Genomic DNA, 24916 nt, shown 5'->3' on the forward strand with positions numbered 1-24916 from the left:
CTTCTCACAATGATTATATCACCTTAGCTAAAAAAAAACAAGGTAACCTAAAAATTATTTTTTAGTAGGTATTCCTATTATTCTTGTGTAATTGAAAAGTTCGTGATATTATGGCAACGTAGAAGCTTTGAGCGGCTTTTTAGTTATGCTCTGTAATAAAGAAGGGGGTAAAACGATGCTTTCTGATGATAAAATAGCGTTCCTAACGCAAATTGCCAAGGCTTTAGCGGGACAATTTGGAACTAACTGCGAAATAGTCTTACATAAAATTAGTGGTGAAAATATTGAAAATACGATTGTTTCAATAGAAAATGGTCATGTATCTTCACGAAAAATTGGTGATGGACCTTCACAGGTTGTCTTAGAGGCAATCAAAAAGAAGCCTGCTGAGTTAGAAGACCATGTTAATTATTTAACGCGAACTCATGATGGCAAAATTTTAAAATCCAGTACAGTTTATTTCAAAAATGATGATGGTTCCTTAGATTGTATTTTTGCCATTAACTACGACATTACCTCATTAATTGCAGCTGAAACAACTATCGCTTCTTTTATCTCAACTAAAGAAGCTGAAGTAGAATCTGAACCAGGGTATATCCCCCAAAATATTAATGAGCTGCTAGCTGATTTGATTGATGAATCGGTTAAACTAGTTGGTAAACCTGTCGCTCTCATGACGAAAGAAGACAAAATTCGCTGTGTTCAATTCTTAAACGACAAAGGAGCATTTTTAGTAACAAAGTCAGGAGATAAAATCGCTAACTTCTTTAACATCTCCAAGTATACCTTATATAATTATATTGATGCTAAGTAGTTACTGATTCCTCAGTATCAACTTTCGCCATAAAATTATCCCCCCTTAACTATCACTTGAAAAACGATAATTAAGGAGGGATCTTTAATAACACCACATTACATTCCCTTAAACCAATAGCTAAAATTGCTCCATGGAACGATTATTTTCTTCCAATATTTGTTGAACCTGACTAACCCATTGACCTTTTAACGAGTCTTCAAGGGCATAGCCCACTCTTTCAGTCCCTTTACGAGTGTCCTTTGCGATTACACTTGTACCATTTTTAGTTTTTTGTTTAATAGATTCCGTTTTGATCAAGGCAGAACTAGCAATTACTGAACTGATGATTGATTTTTCGGCATTCTTTGTTATCTCTGACAGTACTTCCGTTAGCATGAAGCCTCATTTCCGATATCCAACAGCTCCCGCTCATATCTAAATCGATTTTTTTGACATTCCTGATCAATTACTTCAATTCGTCGATCTAGCTCAAATTGTTCTTGTTGACAAGCAGATAAAACCTCGTCCTTAGTTGCCTCAATCATCTGAAAAGTTTGATGCAAGTCACTAGGATCTTCAAAAAACTCTCTCAGATAATAATTTGCTTTATCAGCTAATTCATCTAAATAGCTCAATGACTGCTTTTTTTGTCTAAACACTTCGTCCTCACTTTCCATCACAAGGCGTTTTTCCCGCAAAAGTGCTTCCTCTTCCAACTCGTACCTCATTTCAATTCCCTTTAGCTTGCTTTTCACCCTCTCAACTCCTCACTTAACGACTGATCCAAGTCTTCAATCTCATTAATAATACTCTTTATATGAACGATCAGTTTTTCATACTTGCCTTGTATCCTCTTAGCTTTAGCAATCATCATTTCAAAATAAATAATCGGAATATCAACCATGCTTGTTTTAGTAGCGCCACCTTCGGCCAAAGCCATCATGACTTCGTCTTCACTTAAACTTGAGCCAAATAATTGAGCCACTTTTTTGGTCTCTGCCCAATGTGCCTCGACTTCCAAAATAGCTTCTGTATAGAGGTTAATAATTTCTAAAAAACCAACTTCAACCAATCTAGCTATTCCTTCAAGGATGATTAACGCCTCGCTACTGTTTATATACAGTTCCTCCGAAGTGGATAACTTTCTACTATTAGTCTGGAATTTGCTGACACCTAAAGCTAATCTATTTAATTTTTCGCCAATTCCCCATTCAGTCTGAGCCATCTTCACCTCCAAACGTATAGTTGTTGGAGCGATGATGTTCCCATTACAATCAAATTGATAGCCACCCCACATATGTTGAGCGATACCAACTTTCTTCGAGTGAATTCGAATGACAATACCAACTGCTTTGCCATCACCATAACCAATAGCAATTAAATCATGCTCATCAATATAGTTGTAAATTCGTCTTCTCAATCGGTCGGCCGTTAGTTGCTGCCTCTCATTTAAAAAAGGATAGGTATTTTGCCCCTCATATAAAAAGGCAGAACGAATTCGTTCAGGGTAAAAACTATCTGAAATAGCATACTGACCATTCATAGATCCCAAAGAATGGCCATAGATATCAAATTGAGCATTGTGATAACGTTCCATTACAGTTTTTAACGTCTGAGAGGCTGATCGGAGTTGACGCATTAATTTATTGCTATTTCGATCTTGGGCTCGACCACTAGTGGTATCCTCATCTTCAAACCACTCACTTGTCCAACGGGTTCCTCCAAAAGGCTCTTCCGAACTTCGAAATAAAACCGTTACATCAGTCACTCCCGCTATCTCACTCTCTTTCGGATTGGACGAAAGTTTCTCAGAAGTTAAAATGTAAGCATGCTTACCTGTTTCATGATGATGAATCACCTCAGCAACATAGCCAATTTTTATTGTCTCATTTTCGATTGTGACGATGCTACCAACTTCATATTCGGCATATTGTTGTTTAGCTATTTCCACTCGTTGTTTATCTGAAAAATCGGTCATTATATATAATACCCTCCATTATTACTGATCAATTCATCAAGTTTAGAGGAGTCACTGCCACTACCACCTGAAAGCTCACCTGTTAAACGATCCATCTCCAACATATCTTAACATAAAGTATCATGCTTATTGATGCTATTGTGCATAACACCTCCCATAGGGTGATGTTTTCTCTTTATAATTAATCACATATGATTGTATTATACCATTTTATTGAAAGGCTTTCGAATCAATATTACATATATTTACTTTCAAAATCACTAGGGTTCTTGTACACTTAGTAATTTTCACTCCTCTAAGCGCTATCATTTTTATCATTCTCTCATGTATCAATAAAATCAATCCTTGAGCTCTAATAAGATGCAATTTAACGCTGATCTACTGCCTAGATGTTAAAACTACCTCTCCCCTTTATATTTTGTCTTTTACGAGATTTCCAGCCGTTCAATCTTAGCATAAAATCATTAAAAGTCCCCCACTATCTGAAAGTGGAGGACTTTTAACTCTTAATTTATTTACAATGTGTCTTTTTGTTTTTTATCATTGACATAATATAAAACAAAATAAATACCTACTATGATCAGACCGACTTGATAGAATATAGCAGTCATTTTTTCTCCTGTTTTTGGCAAACTTGATGAGCTTTTACTATTCGATGTTATTTTAGGTGAACTAGTTCCTTTGTTGATAGTTGTGACATTGGGCTTCGTCACTGTTTCCCACTTCGCATAAAGTGTCAACGGATCAGACACAGTTTGATTAAAATCCCTAAGTGTTGTTAACTCTTTATCACTATACCAACCTAAAAACTTAAAGCCCTCTTTTGTTGGGTCAGCAGGTTTAACAACCGGCGTTGATTCAACTACTTGTTGTGAAACAACAACCGTTCCACCGTTACTTTCGAAATTTACATGAACCATTTTTTGCCACTTCGCATAAAAGACCGTGTCAGCTTCAATTGGTTTTGAAAAATCAGCTTCAATTGTGGTTGTCGAGTCTTCATACCACCCGATGAATTCATAACCATCCTTTGTAGGGTTTGTTGCTGGCTTAGTCGCAACTGTCAAATCGTTGACAATTTGCGAATCAATGAGCGTTCCGCCATGACTTTCAAAGTTTACATTGTGTACTTTTTGCCACTTCGCATAAAAGGTCATATCCGTTACAATTGGTGCTAAAAAATCAGCTGTGGTTGTTGTTATAAAATCCTCATACCACCCAAGGAAAATATGCCCTTCTTTGACAGGAACATCTGGTTCAATTGCTAAAGAAAATTCATCAACTTGTTGTGAATTAATGGCTGTTCCACCATTACTTTCAAAATTAACCTGATAAATTTTTTGCCATTTCGCGTAATAAATCGCCTCTTCAACAATTGGTTTTGAAAAATCAGCAATGCTTATCATTTCAGGCTCTTCGTACCAGCCTAAGAATACATGACTTGCTTTTGTCGGGGAAGTCGGCTCGCTTGCTAAGGCTGTATCATTCACTTCCTGAGGAGCAATAGGTGTTCCTCCGTTAGTTTCAAAATTTACCTGATGAACCTTTTGCCACTTGGCGTAAAAAGTTTTATCCGCCATGATTGCAGTTGAAAAATCAGCCAAAGTAGTCGTTGTAGCGTCTTCAAACCAGCCTAAGAATTTATAACCAGCCATTGTAGGCGATATTGCTGGTTCATTTGCGAAATTACCATATTCTACCCTTTGAGACTCAACTGCTGAGCCACCTGTTGTATCAAAATTAACAGTGAAGTCTTTAATATTTCCCAACTTGGTGTGGAACGTCCACTTTCCATTCCCAGCGCTGAATTGAGAAGCTATCTCACCGGCAGGAATCGTCAACACTTTGGATATTTGATCATAACCAGGATGATTTTTCTTTTCAAAGACACTGATTAAAGCTGGAGAAATGACTGCCGTCAAATCCACTGATTTAGAACCATCGGGATTAAGGGTATAAAAACCGTCCAAATCAATCACGATATTACCAGTATGTTCTGGTATCTTGTCACATCCAATATAATTAGTCATCCCAGCAGAGATATAGACTGTCTCATTGTTCACAGAGTGAAAAGCCACAGCTAAATTGGCGCAATTTCTTAAATCGATATTTTCTGTCGGGTTTCCATTATAATATACTGATTGCAAGCTTGACATACCTGACAGATCTATCTCAGTCAAATTATTAAAAGTTATGCTTAGGCTGATCAAACTAGTAAAGTGTTTTATACCCGTTAAATCACTAATTGATTTACTACCAATAAAAAGGTCTGTGACTCGACTAATTTCATCAGCTGACAAGTAACCGTCACTGTCTCTATCTAAGTATCGCAAAATATAAGCACGGAAATTCCCGTCTGGAAAGTTAATACTATCAATAGCTACCCCTCCTCTGGGTTGCACTTTAGCTTCTTCCGTAGCCATTACCTGAGTTGGTTCAGCTGAAATAGTTTGCTCTATCTCACTTGATGCTGTTGACTCTATCGCTTGCTCCTCTTCAACTACGGGCAGTTCTTCTGATGAAGTCAGTGACTCTGCCGTTTCCACTTGCACTTCGCTTGATTCTAAACTCTCACCTTCGATCGTTTCATTTTCTTTTCGAACGTTTTCTGAACTAAACAGTTGCTCTTGGCCCTCCAACTCATTTGCCAAAACAACCCCTGATGTCAGCATTGGGTTTAATCCCAAAGACATTATCGATAACATTGTTAACACTTTTAGAATATTTTTATTCATTTTTTTCATTCTTTCACCTCTTTTTAATCACTTCTATGTGATCGATTAATATAAATTATAACAAAAAATAACTAAAAATCAACAAAACGATCATTTATTGAACAAAAAATAATTTCACTTTGTACAATTTTACGAAAGTTATTAAAAATCGCCAATATTAAGCCCATTCTGACAACGATCATCCCCTTCGTCTGGTTCACGACTATCATGTAACGAGGTATTCAAAAAGTCCCCTCTCTCTCTCAATTAGTTTTGTGATTATTTTAACAACATTATTTACGAATTGTTTATCTCTAATTTTGGTTTGTTAGCATAACACGATCACTACTTGTAACTATTTTCAATACGCCTCTCACAACTGCCCTCCTATCGTGACAATGAACGTCCCAAATTTTTGCTTCCAGCTGTCCACCATATAAAAAGAAACAAGCAACATGCGACGCTCTATTAACCTTATACATACAGAAAAGTAAAGAGACTTTTTAGGCAAAACTCAAAAAAGCGAACCCTTAAGAGGATTCGCTCAAATTGATAAAATTACATTCTTACTGCAAAGTCTGGTGCAAAGTAAGCAGATGAACCATAAGTAACATTTTGACCAGGAGCTGGTGCATGGATGTAGTTACCTCCACCAGTAGAGATCGCTACATGGTAAGTACCACCTCTGCTACCCCAGAATAACAAATCGCCTGCTACTGCTTGAGAAACAGAGATTTGTGTTCCAGCACTTTCTTGTGGAACCGTCCAACCACCGATTTCGCGGCCAGCTGCTACACGATAGACATAAGATGTAAAACCAGAACAGTCAAATGAATCTGGTCCCTTGGCACCCCATACATATGGCTTACCAATGTGCTTCGCTGCTTCAGCTAAAATCGCTGCCCCAGTACCACTTGATGCTGGTGGTGTTGTTGGTGTCGGCGTTGGTGCTGGCGCCGGCGTTGGTGTCGGTGCTGGCGTTGGTGTCGGCGTCGGTACTACCGGAGTTGGTGTTGGCGTTACTGGCTGAGTTTCCTCACCATTATCGCCAGAATCTATCTCCGGTGTCGTTTCTGGTGTCACTGGTGTTGTTTCTGGTGTTTCATTATTTATTGTTGGTTGGGTTTCTGATTGAACCTTAGCATCTGCTTCTGCTTGAGCCGCTGCTTGTTCTTCAGCTAATTTAGCTGCTGCAGCTTGTTCTTCAGCAAGTTTAGCTAAACGAGCTTGTTCAGCGCGAGCTGCTTCAGCCGCTGCTTTTTCTTGTAAGAAACCAGCTTTTTTATCTTCTTCAGTTGTACGTTCCGCAGCAATTTGGCTAACTAAGGCTTGTTGTTGGTACTCTTGATCAATTAATTGACCTTTTTGACCTTCTAGTTCAGCAGCTGTTTCATTAAGCTCTTTTACTTTAGATTCAGTCTCAACTTTTTTAGATTCAACAGCTTTTTTGTCTTTTTCTTGTTGCTTCATTAAGTCATTACTAGCATTAACAAGTTTTGTTGCGTTCATCACACGAGTAACCGCTGAAGAAATAGAATCTGCAGATAGGATAGCATCGATGTAATTATTGGCTTTACTGTCCACTTGGGCTGAACGAGCTTGTTCTTTTATGGAAGCATCACGTTTCTCAATTTTTACATTTAATTTATCGATTTCAGTTCCTAACTTTGTAATCGATTCATTTAACTTTGCTTGCTGTGCTTGTAATTCAGCCGCTTGGGCTTTAATACCTTCTATATTCGCTCTAACAGTTTCCAATTGTGCAGACGCTGCTGCTTCTTGACCGTTTAATTCACTAATTTTATTTTCAGATTGTTGAATTTTTGTATCGAACTCATCTGCCAATGCGGCTGCCGGCAAAGCGACTGATCCTAACAAAATTGTGCTTACCAATAACGCTGATATGATGCTTTTTTTCACTGGTCATTCCCCCGACTCTTTTTTAATAGTTTAGTTTTAGTTCTTCTCTAAGTCACTGAATGAATTGTATCACACAAACATGTCAAAGAGATAATAGGCATATTACAAAAATAATTCATCCGTGTCTTATCATCTAAACCCTCGTCAAAAGATTAATACATCAACTTTTTGTAAGAGTCAAAGAGAGATGGATTACCTGTATTATTGTACCATATATCATTTCATTTGCCCACTTTGATCTCATCATTATTACAAAAAAGAATCTGATGAGTTGTTAAAACCTGCCTCAACTACTCAGTATTTAAATTAATATAACCTGATTCTCACCAGGCATACCTAACTCTAGCCTCAATTTTTGAAATTTTTCCGATTTAATCAAAACGATCTTCTCTTTACATATCCTAAAACAGCCTTGTGATAAACAGCATACCCAAATAGACAAAACACCTTTACAAACAGAACGTATATTCGTATAATTAACTAAAAAGGAGCAGTGACATTTCATGACTGAGGCATTAAAAGATATATACAGTGAACAATTTTTAGACGATTTCTGCCAACAGATTATAGAACAAGACATTAAATTTGAGGCGAAACCGTTTATTCAAGAATTATTAACAAAGGAGTGGCCTGCTTTAACTGTTCGGCAAAGAATGAAAAAAATTGCCCAGCTTTTAGGGAAGTTTCTATCAGGGACTTATGAAGATCACTTACCACTTTTATTGGCTCTTCATCAGCAAAATAGAGGTTTTGCCTATTTATTCTTTCCCGATTATATCGGCATTTACGGATTAGCAGCCAAAGATTTTGACTTATCTTTATCCTATCTTAAACAAATGACAGCTTATTCTTCGTCTGAGTTCGCTATTAGAGAATTTATTGCTGTAGAGCCTGAACGAGTGCTGAAATTGCTTCTAACATGGAGCGAAGACCCTGACGATCATGTGAGGCGCTTAGCCTCTGAAGGTTGCCGCCCTCTTTTACCATGGGGTTCTCACTTGGACTATTTGATTTCCCGACCAGAATTGGCCCTCCCTATTTTAACAAATCTTAAGGCCGATCCTTCATTATATGTCAGAAAAAGCGTGGCCAATCATCTCAATGATATGTCTAAAAATCATCAAAAATTAGTCATTGACACTTGTCGCCATTGGTATGGCAAAGACGAGCGCACGGACTGGATTGTCAAAAAAGCTTGTCGAACACTTGTCAAAAATGCCGATCCAGACGCCTTAAAACTATTTGGTTATGAAATTCCTGGACAGTCATTTGATGTTCTTTCAGCAAGTATTAACATGGCCGAACAACAAGTGACAATCGGTGAAAAGAGTCATTTTTCCTACAGCATTGCTACCACAATATCGAACCAGACTCCCATTCGCTTGGAGTATGGCATCGACTATGTCAAAGCGAATGGGAAAACTTCTATGAAGAAATTTTATCTGACAGATTCATTGACAAGTAAAGATCACTTTGATGGAAAAAAAACTATTAGTTTTAAAAATTTATCTACACGAATTCACTATCCTGGTGAACATAGCCTAACCCTTTTTTTAAACGGACAGACGATTGCTCAAACTAGCTTTAGCGTTATTCAATAGACCAAAAAGACAAGAAAACCCATTCATTGACAATGAGTTTTTCTTGTCTTTAATTGTTAATTTGTTGTGTCAATTTCTTGATTTTTTCTTTGTATGTACCTGACTGATGATCGAATAGAGCAGCAGTTCCCACAACATACAAATCTGCTCCACTATGGACTTGACTGCCTTAGATTGTCCCTTTCAATATTAGCGTGATCCTAAAAACAAACCTGTAACTAATGACCTGATCTCGTTTATCCCTTTATAGAGTTTTTGATTAAAATCCACTTTACTTTTATCATATAAGAATTCATTTCCACTAAAAAAACTACCTAAGATTGACTTTCGTCCTTAAGTAGTTTCATTCAAATTTAGTCGACTTTCAATAAATCATACTGTGATTGATAAAGATGATGATACAACCCACGTTTGGCCATCAGTTGCTCGTGGGTGCCTGATTCCACAACCTTTCCTCGATCGATATAAAAAATCCGATTACTATTTTTTATAGTGGACAAGCGATGAGCAATAATAAATGACGTTCGGCCTTTTAAGAGTTCTTGCAAACCAACCTGAAGAAGTTCTTCTGTTTTTGTGTCAATACTTGAAGTGGCCTCATCTAAAATCAGGATTTTGGGGTCAGCTAGCAAGGCTCGCGCAAAGGAAATCAACTGGCGTTGACCAGCCGAAAGCGTGCTACCTCGTTCCTCTACCACAGTGTAATACCCCTCTTTTAATTCGCTAATAAAATCATGAGCTCGTACTACTTTTGCCGCAGCGATTATTTCGTCCTCAGTCGCATCGAGTTTTCCATATCGAATATTTTCAATGATCGTTCCCGAAAAGACAAACGTATCTTGCAACATGACACCCATTTGAGACCGCAATGATTCCAGCGTAACATCACGAACGTCAATGCCATCGACTTTAACACTGCCTTCATTAACATCGTAAAAGCGACTTAATAAATTTATCACCGTTGTTTTACCAGCTCCTGTCGGGCCTACTAGGGCGATACTTTCTCCTTGCTTAACAGAAAAATTAATGCCATCTAAAATATTACGGCCTTCTTCATAACGAAAGACAACATTCTCAAAATCGACTTGCCCTTTAATGGTTGGCATCTCGATTGCACCTGGTTTGTCTTTAATGTCCGGCTCTACATCCATCGTTTCAAAAATCCGCTCCAGATAAGCCGTAGCCGTAATCAGTGAATTATAGAAATTCCCAATATTGATAACTGGATTCCAAAAATTATTAATATAACCAATAAATGCAATTAGAGTTCCAGTGGTAACATTAACACCAATCCCTTGAATTCCAACAAAATAAATCAAGCAAGTGGTAATCACTGAAATATTTTGAACTCCTGGCCATAGTAAAAACTGAATTTTGACAGCTTTCATATAAGAAACCCGGTAGTCATTGCTGATATCTAAAAAGGTTTGATAACTCTCTTCTTCGCGAGCAAAAGATTGGGTAACTTTGATCCCTGATATACTCTCATGAATGTAGGCATTCATATTGGATTGTTTATTGCTTAACTCTTGATATGCCTTTCTTTGGGCCTTTTTGATGACCATCACTAAGGCAAATAAGACCGGCAACAAAACTAAACTGTATAAAGTTAATTTGAAATCGATCATCATCATTACCACTAAGGTAATAACCACACTGAAGATATCAGAAATCAAATTGATTAACCCATTACTTAACAGGTCACTTAAGGTATTGATATAGTTCACCACACGAATCAATATTTTGCCGTGAGGCCGATTGTCAAAATAAGAAAAAGGTAATTTTTGCAGATGCTCAAAAATAGCTGAACGCATGTCTTTTAAAACATCTTGTCCGACTTCAGTAATCGAATGTATTCGATAACGCATGCTATAACCAATAACGAGTAATGAAAGTAAAAAAATGACACCGAGAATAGCTAACATTTTATAATCTTTATTAGGGATGACGTCGTCAATTGCTAGTTTGGTAAAGTATGGCCCTAACATGCCAGCCATATTCGCAATAATAATGACAATTAATGTTTTTAATAACGGCTTTTTGTATGGCAAAATGTAAGTGCCCATACGCTTATAATAACTCCAGTTAAATTCCTGGGACAGTTCTTCATCTTGATCAAAGGTATTTCTAGCCATTAGACTTCCTCCTTTATGTTTAATGGTCCGATCTACTAGTTTTAAGACTTGCTTTGTCACTCCTTTACTTTCATATAGCAAATTAACCGCATGTGACCACTAGTATGATGTACATCGTATTTTCCCACCAAAATAACTGCTATTCATCGCCTAATTGTTTTTGGTAAATTGAAAAATATTCTCCACCTTTGGCGACCAACTCTTGATGAGTTCCTTGCTCAACAACGATACCTTTATCTAGTACGAGTATCAAATCAGCTTCTCTTACTGATGAAATTCGATGAGCGATGATAAACGTTGTTTTTTCTCGGGTAATTTTCCCCAATTCATTTTGGATTTTTGATTCAGTTTCCATATCGACAGCTGATGTTGTATCGTCTAAGATTAAGATTGATGGATCTTTGGCTAAAGCTCTGGCAAGTGAAATACGTTGTTTTTGTCCGCCAGACAAGCCTACTCCCCTTTCACCGACGATTGTGTCATACCCTTGAGGCATGCCTTCGATAAAAGCATTAGCATCTGCTATTTCTGCAACTTGGCGGATATACCCTTGATCCACATAAGGATTCCCAAAAGCAATATTATCTTCAATCGTATTAGAAAATAAGAAAACATCTTGCATAACCATGGCAATATGCTCGCGCAAATTACGGATTGGCCACTTACGGGCATCGACCCCATCTATTAGAACTTGGCCAGCAGTTGGATCATAGAATCGGGAAATTAAATTAACCAGCGTCGTTTTACCTGAGCCCGTTTCCCCTAAAATCCCAATCGTTTGACCAGGTTCCGCCTTAAAGGAAACATGGGACAAAACCATACTGTCAGGATCATCAGAAAAATGAAAGCTGACATCTTTAAACTCGACATACCCTTTCATAACCTGCTCTTCTTCTCCACGTTTAACGGCAATACTCGAACGAGTGCTTAACATTTCACGAATTTTGATGCATGAAGCAGAAAAACGCTGAGTATCGTTGATTAGCCAACCACTCATTCGCATCGGCATATTGAGCATCCAAAGGAAACCATTAAACGCAACTAATTCACCGATTGTCATCCGGCCTTGAATAACAAACAGGCCACCTATTACCAGAGCAATTAGACCTAAACTGCCGGCCAATCCATCTAGCCAAGGCAAGTACGTCATCGAAACAGCAGCAGATTCCATGTTTCGCTTCTTGTAATCTTCATTGCGATCATTAAACTTTTCAATTTCAAATGGTTCACGAGAAAAAGCCTTCACTACGCGATTTCCACTAATATTCTCCTCAACCATGGAATTCAAGCGAGAAAAACTTTCCCTAATCTCAAAAAACACTGGGTGCGCCTCTTTTGCCATGCGTTGAGTCAAAATAAATATTAAAGGTGTGACAGCGACTAAACACAGCATTAACTGCCAGTTAATCATCCCCATAACTACCACCGCAGAGACAAACCAAAACACACATTCCACGATGTTATAAATAACCCAACAAACAAAATGACGAATGGCCTCAGTGTCGCCTGTCATGCGTGCCATGATATCTCCCACTCGAGTATGATTAAAGAAATCAAAATCCAACTCTGTCAACTTAGAAAACATGTTTTCACGAATACCAAAGATAGCATTTTGTCCAATTCGCTCAAAGGTGATTTGATATAAATAACGCAAAATAGTCCTTAGAATGGTAATGCCAATCATAATTAGTAGTATCGGCACCAGTTTGTCATGTCTTCCTTTAGTTAAGACATCATCAACAATTACGCCGCTTAATAACGGGTTAATGATAATTAATAATGAACTGGCAATTAATAGAATAATACCCCAGGTAACTTTATTAAAATCTTGTTTAATGTACTTCCAAATCCATTGAAAATTATTCATTTTAGGAACCTCCTTAATTTTCGGTAAAAAAGATCAGCGATGTGTGTCAGCCTCTCATTGATCTAATCGCCATCCTCCTGTTTACTTGTATTAGAGTAAGCCATTACAAAATGGAATAGAATGTAGTATTTTGTTTATAATGATGGAGAATGTTGATTTTTAACTATTACTTTTTGAGGATAGCTAAACTGCTCTAAAAAAGACTGATAGACAGCCTTTTCATCGGTCTAACAAAATTAAAGATGCCACTTTAATTATTTTGGGCAAATAGCCAATTTATTTCGGCAATTCCTCTTGAACAACACTGAGAACCATCTCTAATCTCACCATAAGACAATCTATTATAACGACCGCTGCTCTTAGTATGCCTCTCTCCCTAACTCAAATAGCGAAAAAGAAATAGATTAATATTAGAGTCATATACATCCCATCAAATAATCCGAACCGATAGTTCCATCGGCGTATCACCATAACGACTGATCGGGATTATTTATTAGGAACTATTTATTAAGCTCTTACTGATTTTTTTCTCGTTGTCTTTCTTCAACAAAGTTTTATTTAGATCTTTGTCTGCCTATCCTAATGCTAGTTTTATTAAATATAAAAGAAACAAATGACTTGGATAGAAAGCATAGTACCCCCACTTTACCCAGTTAGGAGAATAGCCACGTTGACCATTGTAACGAAACAAGACTGGAATGGTCAGCAATAACCCTAAAATCGGAGAGGCAGCAAGAACACCTTCTAAACCTCTATTACCAAGCCCAACTGAGATCAAAAAAGTCGGGATGGCTACATAGAGAGGTGGTGAGATAATCTTTCTCTTAGGGTCTGTTATTTGATAATAGCCAAATATGATCAAAATCCCCACTAAACTCCAATCGGAAGTAATTGTCATACTCATCGATCCCAACACAATTAGCAAGCGTAAGACAGAATTAGTGGTTTTTTCATATAAAACCATCATGATGAGCCCCACTAATAATGTGAACAAAATGTTATTAAACAGATCGAGCCAGCTAAAGTTCCAATTGTTGTAAAAAGCCACATGAAATGGAATAATCGAAAGTAACCAAAAAACAGCTAAACGCAGTCCATAACGAAGCCGATTACCAGTATAATGAAACCCTTGAACTAAGAGATACGCCATAATAGGAAAGGTCAACTTGCCAATTGTTTCGGTTAGCCAATAAACAGCTGGATAATCTTCCCCAAGCTGAAAAACACTCCCAATATGATTTAGTAGCATGGCAATAATCGCTATTAATTTTAATTGAAATCCATCTAATTCTTTTGTCATTCCCCGTTCGCCTCCAATAATTTAACTATCGTCTCACTTTTTTTTATTAATAGCCATTATTTTAACATAGGTCTCAAGCTTTCCCAAACTAACGTTAATTTTCTTAAATTATCATCGAATAACTTGCACTTTTTATAGAAAAATGTTGTACAATAATAAGAAGATAATAAAGTTTTGTTAGGAGTTTGCCTATGCTACAAATAGATAGTAAAACCTTTAATCCAGAGATACTATACGTCTTTGATTGTTGGGGAAAAGAACCAGTCATCGGAAAAAAACATGCCCACGGTTTCGCTGAAATCTCAGTGATTCTTGAAGGCGAAGCTCATTATACAATAGAAGATCAGACCTTCACAGCCCAAGCAGGTACGGTGATGCTGTTTAATCCAGGTGTATATCACCAAGACACACAACTCGAAAATACTCAAAGCCACCAGCTTCATATCGGCATTAAAAACATCGTATTAGAGGGATATAAACGAGACTATTTTCCATTCACCTCTTCGATTATCCATTTGGGAGACCGTCATCCTGAATTTATTAACCGTTGTTGGCGCCTAATAGAAGAAAAATCCAAGCGTGATATCGGCTACGATTTAATGATTAAAACCCTGATCATGGAGATTATTGTCCTAATATTAAGGAGTGAAAGTAGTAAGCATATTGAAGTTTCTTCTTTAAATGTGAAAGAGACCGACAAAGAAAAACAAGCGATTGTCAATAATATCATTTATTATTTAGAAAACCATCACAGTGAAGAAATAAGTCTGGACACCTTATCAGATACGATGTATATCAGTTCAACTTATATTTCCAAAGTTTTTAAAGAAGAAACCGGAGATTCACCTATTAATTATTTGATCAAACTTCGCTTAAACCGAGCAAAACAATTGTTAGAAACGCAAAACATTACAGTTAAAGAAGCTGCAGAAACAGTTGGTTATCAGGATGCCTATCACTTCAGTAAACTTTTTAAAAAGCATTATGGTAAATCACCTTCTGAATTAATCAATAAAGCCACAAAACATTAAAAGCTATGCCCTTCGGCCTAGCTTTTTCACTTGTGAAACAGCCTTGATTTAGTCTTTATTAACTCACTACTTAAGACCTTTTCTCCGCCTTAAGCCCCCTACCTTTTGTGATCGCCTTATGTTATACTTTATTATCAAGCAACCTGCTAAAAGACAGGAAATTTTAAGAGGTTACAGTATGATGTTAAAGTTTTAGCCCTATTCGCGACTATCATAAACTGACAGTATTTCCATCTAACCTTGCTAGTCTTAGATTGCGGGTCAGCCGACCTTTCAAAACTATTTTTGAAGAAAGAAAAATTTTATCGACATCTATAGTCATTCGGTTCAAGGTGTACCTAGTAAGCAATCACCTGTTCTAAATTGTAGCGAGCAGACGATGAATGATAATCATCCGCGAACTAATAAAAATTTCAGTTTTTACTAAGATTAGGGACGAGCTTTGACTATGCAGCCTAACTTTTGTAAAGTTAGATTCAAGCAAATACCCCATTCGTCCATATTTTTGTATAACGAAAGAACTATATTAAGGAAGTGACTTATGTTACGCATTACCATGTTTTCAACAGCTGATAAAATTAAAGGACAAGGTGTAGGCAGTGCTTATGGTGAACTCCTCTCCCTTTTAGATAATTATTTTCCTAATGAATTTAGCATTAAAACAAATGATTATTCTCCCTCAGATATCTCTCATTACCATACAATTAATTTGCTATTCTTTTTTTCTACCTTCTTTAAAAAAAGCCGTGGCGTAAAAGTTGGTTATGTTCACTTTTTACCTGAAACCCTAAAAGGGAGCATTCGCCTTTTTTCACCTTTTCAAAAAATTTTTAATCGTTATGTCGTTCAGTTCTACCGACGGATGGACCAATTGATTGTTGTTAATCCCAGTTTTATTGAAAAATTAACTGATCTTGGTTGCGACAAAGATCGGATTACCTACATACCTAATGTTGTCTCTGAAGACTTATTTTTCGAGAAAAAGGATATCTCAAAAGCTGAATTAAAACAACAATTGGGATTTGAAAAGTCATCCTTCACTGTCTTAGGTGTTGGGCAGGTTCAAGAACGCAAAGGAATCGATGACTTTGTCCGCCTGGCTGAAAAAAATCCAACCATACAATTTGTCTGGGTTGGCGGTTTTTCTTTTGGTAAATTAACTGATGGATACGAAAAATACAAGAATCTCATGACAAATGGGCCTAAAAATCTGACATTTACCGATATCATTCCCCGTTCTCAATTAGTGAATTATTACAACATGGCTGATTTATTTTTACTTCCTTCTTACAGTGAATTATTTCCTATGAGCATCTTAGAGGCCTTTAATTGTGCAACACCAGTCTTGCTAAGAGATCTTGACTTGTATGAAGCAGTGATTGATGGCTACTTTTTAAAAGGTAAAGACCTTGAAGATATGGATGCTGTCATCAAAACAGCTAGCCAAACGCCAGCACTGTTGCAGGACTACAAAGAAAAATCAAGACAAGCAGCTTCTGTTTACTCTGAAGACGCTGTAAGTAAATTATGGTATCGATATTACTCAAATTTAGTCACCATAGAAAAACGCCAAACTCAAGTTTAATTGTGAGTTTGGCGCTTTTTTATAACTTCCGTATGTACCACAAATCCATTGTCTCATGTTCTGAGCCAGCTAAAGGCTGATCTAAAGCGAGAAAACCATACTTTTGATAAAGCAGGTTAGCCACTGCTAATTTCCTGGTAGTCTCTAAGTATATGTGACGATAATCTACTTTGGCTGTCTCTAAAATTAAGTTCATTAACAGCTTTGACAGACCTTTCCCTTGAGCGCTCTCTGCAACGTATAATTTTTGTAACTCACAAATAGTCGAATCACCACTAAAAGGACCATATCCTCCACAAGCCACAATCTCACCAGTATTTGATTCAACCACCCAGTACGCACCTGCTGATTCAGCTTCATAATATTCTGTTAAATTAGCTAGTTGTGGATCAAAGTATGCCGTCCCCGGAACATCCAAATCAAAGCTTTTCAATGAAGTTTGTATCAATCTTTTAACTGCCTGATTGTCTCGACTCTCAATCGCCCTTACTTTCATTCCCATCCCCCCTGTTTAATTACCACTATATCATTTTTAATCGCTGAAAATCAAAAAAAGCCGCGACTGTGTGTCAAAACGGCTATCATGTTTCATTTCTATGACAGATCTTTTCCCTCAATGTAAATTCCCTGTTTCCCCATCCCCTGATAAATCTGTTCAAATTGATGACGTTCAACCGTTACCTGCTTCCCATAAGCATCATTTAGATAGATAGCTTCTTTGTCATACCCAGTTATAATCGCGGCGTGGTGCTTAAATGTCACTTGCACTGGCCCCTGCCTTGTTTGCCACATATGAAAATCTGATTCTAGAGGAATCTGATAATCAATTGTGACAGCGACCCAAACAGGTTTCCCCTCTTTTACCTGTGTCAATAAGGTGTCTAATTCACTACCCGTGGCATCAATCACTTGATAACGTGACGCCACGATCTTTTGAGCTAATTGTGCAACGGGCTCGTGATTAACCCCTGTTCCTGGATTTTCACCTGTGGCATCTCCAACAAATCCGATATTTGGATTCCCCATTAAGCCAAATTCATCGATATATGGTACTTTTTCAATCGCTTCTTGTAATCGATTTTTATCGCCGTCAAAGCCATAATAAGCCAATAACATACCTAAAGCCGTTACTTCACATCCCCATTTTAAAGCTGGCTCTGATAACTGATTGTATAGAGGAACGTCTAAATGATAACTGTCTGCATCTTCAGTTGTAGGTGGCTCAAACTTAACGCCTCGAAGTAAATCAGTTTTCGGCAAAGCCAACTGTTGTTCCTTCGTAGCTGCGTCTACAGTGGTTCTTTTGGTTTCTTGGTTGCATGTATAAAACAAATAACCAAGAGTCACAACAAGTATCAGAATCAGACTGCCAACTGTCAAGTAGCTATTGATCCGTTGAAAAAAACTCCGCCTCACGACTGTTCTCCTCCATGTTCTGCTCTACTTCTCAACATTTCATCCCTTGGCTAAATTGACGCCCAAGTTTCTTTTAATTCTTCCAACATACTTCTTACCAACTGAATGGTTTTGCGGTTTTTTTCAAGGTTCCCCTCAACCAGTCGACCAAACATAAAATCGTACATGTCATTAAGTTGTTGTGGTATATCTCCTTCAACTTCTGAGTTAATCGATTGTTTTAATTCTAGAATAATGTCTTCAGCTTTCATGATATGAGTATTAACACCATTAAACTCATTTTTTTCTAGTAAAAGCTCGGCAATCTTTAAATTCTTAATCGCGCCTTCATAAAGGAGTTCAATCAGCCGCTTTGGTGACGCAGTTAAAATTTGATTATTTTTATAAATATCGTTACCATTCCTAATTGCCATCTGCCAATCCTCCAAAAGTTGAGACCCTTGTCTCGTTTAAAAATCTCTATCGATAAAAACTGATTCTTTATGTTGTATCAAATACCCGTCGATTATTTTATCGGTCTTAGTTATCTGATTAATTTCATTTAATACGACTTGTCGTTTGCTCTTAAGACATTGCTGGATTTCCTTAGTGGATTGAATCAACAGTGCCAGCTTGTTAGACTTATTATCGAACAGGCCTGTCTCGAGTTGCCCTTGATAAGGTGCCATTAATTTTTGATTATTCTGAATGACTACCATGCCATCTTCAGCTGTTTGATCCCACCTGCTGATATTTTCAAGCATCTTGTCGAGAAGGTCTTCAACCTGATTCTGCTCATTCATCCTAATAATTCTCCTTACTTAGCGCTAAATGAATCCATCTGGCTTTGTAAATAAGCCATTTGCGATTCTGCTTGCATCATCACTTGATCCAGGCGACTAAAGGTTTTGACATAATAATCACGCTTTTTATCAATTCGTTCAGTAAATAACTCAATTCGCGAATCCAACTCTTTTAAATTTTGTGATAACGTTTCTGTGCGAGTAGTAAACACACTTTTCTGACCTTTTTCATCGCTTAAGTAGGTGTTCATTAATTCTTTTAATTTTTTTGTGTAACCAATGTCCACTTTTTCAGTGGTGATTACTTTATTTCCCTCTTTATCGACACTTTCAACTTCTTGAGGGACTTTGTTGTAGAAAAAGTTCTTAACTGCTTCTGGGTCTTTTTTTAATGCTTCCCTAAATATTGTTTCATCAAATTTAACAGTTGACGTCTTATCTTTGCTATCAATACCAATTTCAGCAGATTTCAATATAGAGGTTGTGCCATTTTCTCCAGGGGCTCCTGTCATTAACATTCGCAAACTTGATTGCAGCCGAATCAATGAACTGTCACCCGCAAGTGCACCCGTTTTATTATCTTTTTTGCTCGGATCACCGACCGCTAATTTCTCTGCAATAAAGTCCATCACTGAATTGTATTGATCAACTAACTCTTTCACAGCAACTACTAATTTATCATCATCATTGGTCATGCCAATGGTCACAGGTTCTTTGGTTTCAGCTTTTAACGTAATGGTCACATTTTCAACTACATCACTAATGATATTGGTAGGGCGGGTCACTTTCATACCATCTATGGTAAATTCAGCATTTTGCCCTTTGGTGTACGTGGCTTCAGAGGCTGAAAACCCTAAGTCACCTGCCAAATCCCCACCGATTTGAATGTTCTTTTCACCGGTTTCCACACTGGCGACTACTAGACGATTATTAACAATCGATGCTTTAATCCCTGACTCTTTTGTCGTAGCATTGATTTTATTCGTGATTTCTTTTAAACTATCCTCATCTGTCACCTCAATCATTGATACTTTCCCATCATGATTGGTGATCTCAAGATTGCCCGTTTTAGCTAGTTTTTCATAAATCGTTTTCCCTGCTAATCCGGGAATATCACCTGACACTTGTTTAGAGGCTGTCGCTAATTTATCAACGGTCAATTGATAATCCTGAATATCCGCCCCATCAGTTGCAGACATAGTAACTTTATCTTTATTAGAACTGGTAATCACTCTCGTATTAAAGGTAGAGTTTTTCTGTAAGTTTTCTATTTTAGTAAAAAGCGTATTTAAACGTAATTTAACGTCTTTCCAGGCGTTTTGCTGGTCGGTAATCTGCGTTTTACGATTAGTTAATTTTAGTAAAGGAACGGATTCCGCTTCAATCAATTTGTCAATATCTTGAGAGGTAATACCTGAATAGGTTCCTAAAGTTGAACTAATGCCCGTTGAACTTGTTACACCTGCCATTTTCTCACCCCATTTTATCTACTAGTATGCCTGCCATTTCCCATAGGTTAGCAATTGCGTCAAGAAATTTTTGTGGCGGAATTTCTCTGACCACTTCTTCCGTTTCAATGTCAACTAATTTGACGACTGTTCGCCCAGTCCCTTCGTGGACAGAATATGAAAATTTAGTATTCTTGCCAACTAAAAAACGATTGGCATCGTCGATCGCTTTACTAATCTGCCCCTTGCTGTAATTCGAAAGGGTTCCTGGTTCATACTCTTCCCCATTAACATCTGTCAATTTACTGGTGGAACTGCTGATAACTATGCCTGTTAATTGATCTTCCTTATCGGTCACATTTTTAACGGATTTGACCTGACTGGTTTGATTGATTGAGCCAACATCCAACACAAACACCCCCATCTTCTAAAGAAAAGCCGACAAATTTCTCAGTCGGCTTTCATCAATGATTATTGTAATAGAGATAACACACTTTGTGGCATAGAGTTAGCCTGAGCCAACATTGAAGTTGCTGCTTGAGCTAAGATGTTATTTTTAGTAAATGACATCATTTCTTCAGCCATGTCAACGTCTCTAATACGTGAATTAGCTTCTGTTAAGTTTTCTTGAGTGGTGTTTAAATTGTTGATTGTGTGAGTCAGGCGATTTTGAATCGCCCCCAAATCAGAACGAGTGCTTGAAACAGACGCTTTAGCATCATCTAACAAGTCAATCGCTGCATCAGCATCTTTAGCGTCAGCCAGGCTTAATTTGTTTAAACCTAATGATTCAGCATCCATTTTACCAATGCTTACACTAATTTTTTGACCAGAGTTAGCACCGACGTGGAAGTCTAAGCTCTTAGTTTTATCACCAGCTGTTTTCGTTACATCTGAAGTTGTTGCTGTAATCACTCCAGTAGTTGTGTCAGCCAATTGTGCTTCAGCTTCAGCAGTCAATTTAACGTTTCCGATCACTTTATCATCCGCATCTTTAATTTCATACGTCCCATCAGTTCCTTTTGTTAACGTATCGGCACCAAATTTAACAGTTCCTGCTGCGCCAGCAGCTTTTTCAATCACAAGAGTACTTTTACCGTCTGCCAAACCTTTAGCATCTGTAATAGTTACCGATTGAATCGTTGCTTTATCAGCTGTAGCAATCGTTGTCGCCACTTTATCACCAGCATCAAATGAGCCATCTAATAATGTTTTTTTATTAAAGTTAGTTGTTGTAGAAATACGATCCACTTCATCTTTTAGAGCCATAAACTCTTTGTTGATTTCTGTACGGTCATCGTCACCTAATGTGCCACTAGCTCCTTGAGTAGCTAAGTCGCGCATACGGTTTAAGATTTCATGAGTTTCGTTTAAAGCCCCTTCAGCCGTTTGGATTAGCGATACACCATCTTGAGCGTTACGTGTTGCTTGTTTTAATCCACTGATTTGGCCTTTCATTTTTTCTGAAATAGCTAATCCAGCCGCGTCATCTCCAGCGCGGTTGATACGTAACCCTGAAGATAGTTTTGCTAATGAGTTGCTTTTTGAAGCATTTGCTGACGTTAAACGTGAATAAGTGTTTAAGGCAGATACGTTAGTGTTAATTCTCATTGTCTTTCCTCCTGAAATAAAGTCTTTTAGTTTTTTTGAGGTCACCCTCTGCTATATATATCGGTTCTTCTCAGACTAGTTTAATCGCAAAAAAATGTTTTTTTATTTTTTTAAATATTAATCTTCAATTGGTTTTATTCTATTCATGTGCTAAGATTGTAATAAAATAAATATAAAGGTGTTATTTAAATGAATGATAAAACAGTTGTTACAAAAAAAAGAGGGTGGTATCAACGCCCTTATCTTAACGTCGGGTTAAGCCTATTACTTTTAACCTTGGTTTATAAGTTTCTTAATCCGAATAAAGATACTAGTGAAAACACCCTTGATATTGGTGGGCCTAAAGTCGAATTAAAACAAAACCACTCCAAAAGCGACATAACATCTCAGTCAGCTGCATCAATTAGTCAATCAATTGAAGCGATTTCAGTCGCTGATCCCAATGTTATTGAAGCCTACCGTGATTCCAGCTGGAAGGTAATACCAACAACTCAAATGACTCCCCACAGAATAAATTTTGATGACAATTCGACTGATCGATTAGAAATTCGGCAAGCGATTAATCAAGTAACTGATATTCCTAATAATCAACTTGAAGAATGGTGGGTTGGCACAGCTGGTCCTGAGAGCATTACGGCCACTGTTTCTAATATCAATACAGAACAAGTTTATCGGATTCACTTACAGTGGTTAGAGAATCAAGGTTGGCAAGTAACCATGGTTGAAAGACTAAAACAACTTCCAGAATCCTTTTAATCACAAATTAAAACAGGGCGAGATTACCTCTCGCCCTGTTTCTATGATCAACTCTTTTTTTCATCAATTAACATCGGGTTTCTAACTTCTTTTTCATCTGCCAAACGTGTCATCATCATCTCATAAGTATGATTCCCCTCTTCAAGGGAACGTTTTACACGTGAAATAATCGCTGTACTCGCCTGTGTTTCTGTTTCAATCTCTTGGTAAGTTTTATGCGCTAATAAAGACTCGGCCACCCGAAAGCGTTGTAATAGTGTTTTCATCTCTTTTAATGTCATCAAGTCATCAAAATAAGCGTAGCATTCATCAAGGTTATCTAATTCTAGTATCGTTCGGAAAAAGTCATCTGTGTGTTCATCTCTGATTTGTTCAATTCTCATCGTCTTCACTTCCTCATTTTTTCTGATAAGTCTAACAATTCACGACATTCTCGATTAAATCGATTCCAAACATCCGTTATAGATATATAACATCTTCAATCGATTTTAGAATACCACAAACTAAGAAAAAAGGCTATTGTTTTCAAGAAATTTTCTATACTTTTTTCATCTCTTTAGGCGAGATTAGTGTTAGTCGTGGAAGTCGGTGATTAGCAAGAATACCTAACCCTACAGTCATCAATGGTAATAAATAACAAAAAATTGCATATGGCCAATACTGACTAGTTGGAATGCCGAGTGTCCCAGTGATAAAGACACCACTAACACTCCAAGGAATCAATGGGTTAATACTGGCGCCTGCATCTGAGAGTATTCGTGATAGATAAGATTTAGGAACACCTAAACGGTCAAACGTTTGTTGAAATGCTTTTCCAGGTAAAATAATCGCTAAATATTGTTCACCTATCAGGAGGTTTATCCCGATACAACTGAGCGTTGTTAGGATAATTAATCTACTTGGTCGATTCATCCACTTTTGGCTGTTTTCTAAGATCGTTTCTATTAATTGCAGTCGAATCAACAAACCACCTAAAGCCAAAGCTAACAAAATCAATGAAACTGACCACATCATACTTTGAATCCCGCCACGAGTTAACAACCTGTCTACTTGTTGATTGCCAGTTGTCGCAACATAACCATTTTGTACCCAGGATCCTAGTTGACTAATTGTTGTCTCAGGGTAAAAAATAAAACGAATTCCTAATGAAAGGATAATATTAACCAACAAAGTCGGAATAGCAGGTATTTTTTTTAACCCGCAGATAAATAATAAAAGGATCGGTAGCAAAGCGACTAACGACACGGCAAAATTTCCTTTCAAACAGGCGATGATATCAATCATTGCTCCAGTCTCAGCCACAGAGACTTTCCCTTTCCCAAAAGCAAAGAAAAATAAACTCGAGATAATTGCTGCTGGTAGAACCGTTTTCACCATTTGCTTGATGTGCTCAAATAAATCAACCTCTGCTATGGCTGCTGCCAGATTTGCGGTATCAGATAAAGGCGACAGGGAATTGCCTAAAAAAGCACCAGAAACTATTGCTCCCGCAATCCAGCCAGGGGCAAAACCAAGCAATTGTCCCATGCCATAAAAAGCAATGCCAATCGTCGAAATTGTGGTAAATGAGCTGCCTACAGCTGCGCCGACAAGTCCGCAAATTAAAAAGATCATTGGTAAAAAATAAGTAGGTGACAAAAATGAAAAGCCGTAAACCATTAAGGTGGGAATGGTTCCAGAGGCTATCCAGGTGCTAATGAGAGCACCAATCAAAAGAAAGATCAGGATGGGAATCAGACCAGGGCTAATCCCTGAAATAAACGCTTGGTGGATATCCTCCCATGATAAGCCTTTAAACTTAGCAAAGGCAATCAACAAAATTAAAGCAAAAAGCAACGCCACATGGGCCGCTAGATGAAACATAATAATACTTGTTCCTATAATTGTTAACAAAACAATCAAAATTGATAAAGCCTGTTTGATCGATACATGTTGTTTCACGATAATCCCCCTTCTTTTTTTTACAGAATTGCTCA

General features: G+C 37.4%; 22 protein-coding genes. 5 read left to right on the forward strand and 17 right to left on the reverse strand.

The window, feature by feature from the left end; genetic code table 11:
• Positions 1-175: 175 nt before the first annotated feature.
• Positions 176-814, forward strand: a complete 639-nt coding sequence (locus I6N95_RS13285; protein WP_209528739.1) for a helix-turn-helix transcriptional regulator — start codon at positions 176-178, stop codon at positions 812-814.
• A 120-nt stretch (positions 815-934) separates the two neighbouring features.
• Here the strand turns inward: I6N95_RS13285 and I6N95_RS13290 are convergent, their stop codons facing one another.
• The 5 genes from I6N95_RS13290 to I6N95_RS13310 all read right to left on the reverse strand — a co-directional run bounded on the left by I6N95_RS13290 (position 935) and on the right by I6N95_RS13310 (position 7408).
• Positions 935-1192: a hypothetical protein gene (locus I6N95_RS13290; protein ID WP_209528741.1), complete on the reverse strand. Its 258-nt coding sequence runs from the start codon at positions 1190-1192 to the stop codon at positions 935-937.
• A complete protein-coding gene (locus I6N95_RS13295; RefSeq protein WP_209528743.1) occupies positions 1186-1551 on the reverse strand; it encodes a hypothetical protein in 366 nt (121 codons plus the stop codon). The genes I6N95_RS13290 and I6N95_RS13295 overlap by 7 nt, the downstream gene beginning before the upstream one ends.
• Positions 1548-2774 carry a hypothetical protein gene (locus I6N95_RS13300; protein WP_209528745.1) on the reverse strand — a complete coding sequence of 409 codons (1227 nt, stop codon included), beginning with the start codon at positions 2772-2774 and terminating at the stop codon, positions 1548-1550. The genes I6N95_RS13295 and I6N95_RS13300 overlap by 4 nt, the downstream gene beginning before the upstream one ends.
• 515 nt (positions 2775-3289) lie before the next feature.
• Entirely contained in the window at positions 3290-5518 is a 2229-nt protein-coding gene (locus tag I6N95_RS13305; protein ID WP_209528747.1) for an InlB B-repeat-containing protein, read from the reverse strand.
• A 528-nt stretch (positions 5519-6046) separates the two neighbouring features.
• Positions 6047-7408, reverse strand: a complete 1362-nt coding sequence (locus tag I6N95_RS13310) for a C40 family peptidase (protein ID WP_347340561.1) — start codon at positions 7406-7408, stop codon at positions 6047-6049.
• Positions 7409-7911: 503 nt separating this feature from the next.
• On the opposite strand from I6N95_RS13310, the gene I6N95_RS13315 reads away from it, so the two are divergent.
• Positions 7912-9009, forward strand: a complete 1098-nt coding sequence (locus I6N95_RS13315; protein ID WP_209528749.1) for a DNA alkylation repair protein — start codon at positions 7912-7914, stop codon at positions 9007-9009.
• 353 nt (positions 9010-9362) lie between these two features.
• On the opposite strand, the gene I6N95_RS13320 is transcribed toward I6N95_RS13315, so the two are convergent.
• The 3 genes from I6N95_RS13320 to I6N95_RS13330 all read right to left on the reverse strand — a co-directional run bounded on the left by I6N95_RS13320 (position 9363) and on the right by I6N95_RS13330 (position 14311).
• Positions 9363-11144, reverse strand: a complete 1782-nt coding sequence (locus I6N95_RS13320; RefSeq protein ID WP_209528751.1) for an ABC transporter ATP-binding protein — start codon at positions 11142-11144, stop codon at positions 9363-9365.
• 139 nt (positions 11145-11283) lie between these two features.
• Positions 11284-13011 carry an ABC transporter ATP-binding protein gene (locus I6N95_RS13325; RefSeq protein ID WP_209528752.1) on the reverse strand — a complete coding sequence of 576 codons (1728 nt, stop codon included), beginning with the start codon at positions 13009-13011 and terminating at the stop codon, positions 11284-11286.
• 574 nt (positions 13012-13585) lie between these two features.
• Positions 13586-14311 (reverse strand): TraX family protein, encoded by a 726-nt coding sequence (locus I6N95_RS13330; RefSeq protein ID WP_209528755.1) that lies wholly within the window; start codon positions 14309-14311, stop codon positions 13586-13588.
• Between the two features lie 191 nt (positions 14312-14502).
• Between I6N95_RS13330 and I6N95_RS13335 the strand changes: the two genes are divergently transcribed.
• Positions 14503-15342: a helix-turn-helix domain-containing protein gene (locus I6N95_RS13335; RefSeq protein WP_209528757.1), complete on the forward strand. Its 840-nt coding sequence runs from the start codon at positions 14503-14505 to the stop codon at positions 15340-15342.
• A gap of 541 nt (positions 15343-15883) precedes the next feature.
• Positions 15884-16927 (forward strand): glycosyltransferase family 4 protein, encoded by a 1044-nt coding sequence (locus I6N95_RS13340; RefSeq protein WP_209528758.1) that lies wholly within the window; start codon positions 15884-15886, stop codon positions 16925-16927.
• Positions 16928-16946: 19 nt separating this feature from the next.
• On the opposite strand, the gene I6N95_RS13345 is transcribed toward I6N95_RS13340, so the two are convergent.
• From I6N95_RS13345 to I6N95_RS27435, 7 genes are all read right to left on the reverse strand, one after another.
• Positions 16947-17423 (reverse strand): GNAT family N-acetyltransferase, encoded by a 477-nt coding sequence (locus I6N95_RS13345; RefSeq protein ID WP_209528761.1) that lies wholly within the window; start codon positions 17421-17423, stop codon positions 16947-16949.
• 98 nt (positions 17424-17521) lie between these two features.
• Complete coding sequence (locus I6N95_RS13350) at positions 17522-18343, reverse strand: C39 family peptidase (RefSeq protein ID WP_209528763.1); 822 nt, start codon at positions 18341-18343, stop codon at positions 17522-17524.
• A 50-nt stretch (positions 18344-18393) separates the two neighbouring features.
• Positions 18394-18756, reverse strand: a complete 363-nt coding sequence (gene fliS, locus I6N95_RS13355; RefSeq protein WP_209528765.1) for a flagellar export chaperone FliS — start codon at positions 18754-18756, stop codon at positions 18394-18396.
• Between the two features lie 36 nt (positions 18757-18792).
• Positions 18793-19125, reverse strand: coding sequence for a hypothetical protein (locus I6N95_RS13360; protein ID WP_209528767.1), 333 nt, complete (start codon positions 19123-19125; stop codon positions 18793-18795).
• A gap of 14 nt (positions 19126-19139) precedes the next feature.
• A complete protein-coding gene (fliD, locus tag I6N95_RS13365; protein WP_209528769.1) occupies positions 19140-20594 on the reverse strand; it encodes a flagellar filament capping protein FliD in 1455 nt (484 codons plus the stop codon).
• A 4-nt stretch (positions 20595-20598) separates the two neighbouring features.
• Entirely contained in the window at positions 20599-20982 is a 384-nt protein-coding gene (locus I6N95_RS13370; RefSeq protein WP_209528771.1) for a flagellar protein FlaG, read from the reverse strand.
• A gap of 62 nt (positions 20983-21044) precedes the next feature.
• Positions 21045-22184: a flagellin N-terminal helical domain-containing protein gene (locus tag I6N95_RS27435; RefSeq protein WP_209528773.1), complete on the reverse strand. Its 1140-nt coding sequence runs from the start codon at positions 22182-22184 to the stop codon at positions 21045-21047.
• 189 nt (positions 22185-22373) lie between these two features.
• Between I6N95_RS27435 and I6N95_RS13380 the strand changes: the two genes are divergently transcribed.
• Positions 22374-22940 (forward strand): YrrS family protein, encoded by a 567-nt coding sequence (locus I6N95_RS13380; RefSeq protein WP_209528775.1) that lies wholly within the window; start codon positions 22374-22376, stop codon positions 22938-22940.
• 47 nt (positions 22941-22987) lie between these two features.
• Here the strand turns inward: I6N95_RS13380 and I6N95_RS13385 are convergent, their stop codons facing one another.
• Positions 22988-23323, reverse strand: a complete 336-nt coding sequence (locus I6N95_RS13385; protein WP_209528777.1) for a YerC/YecD family TrpR-related protein — start codon at positions 23321-23323, stop codon at positions 22988-22990.
• A gap of 154 nt (positions 23324-23477) precedes the next feature.
• The gene (gene nhaC, locus I6N95_RS13390; protein ID WP_209528779.1) at positions 23478-24881 is read right to left on the reverse strand and encodes a Na+/H+ antiporter NhaC; all 1404 of its coding nucleotides are present in this window, start codon (positions 24879-24881) and stop codon (positions 23478-23480) included.
• Positions 24882-24916: the final 35 nt, after the last annotated feature.

Origin of the sequence: Vagococcus allomyrinae (assembly GCF_017829975.1) — a bacterium.
Classification (GTDB): Bacteria; Bacillota; Bacilli; order Lactobacillales; family Vagococcaceae; genus Vagococcus_D; species Vagococcus_D allomyrinae.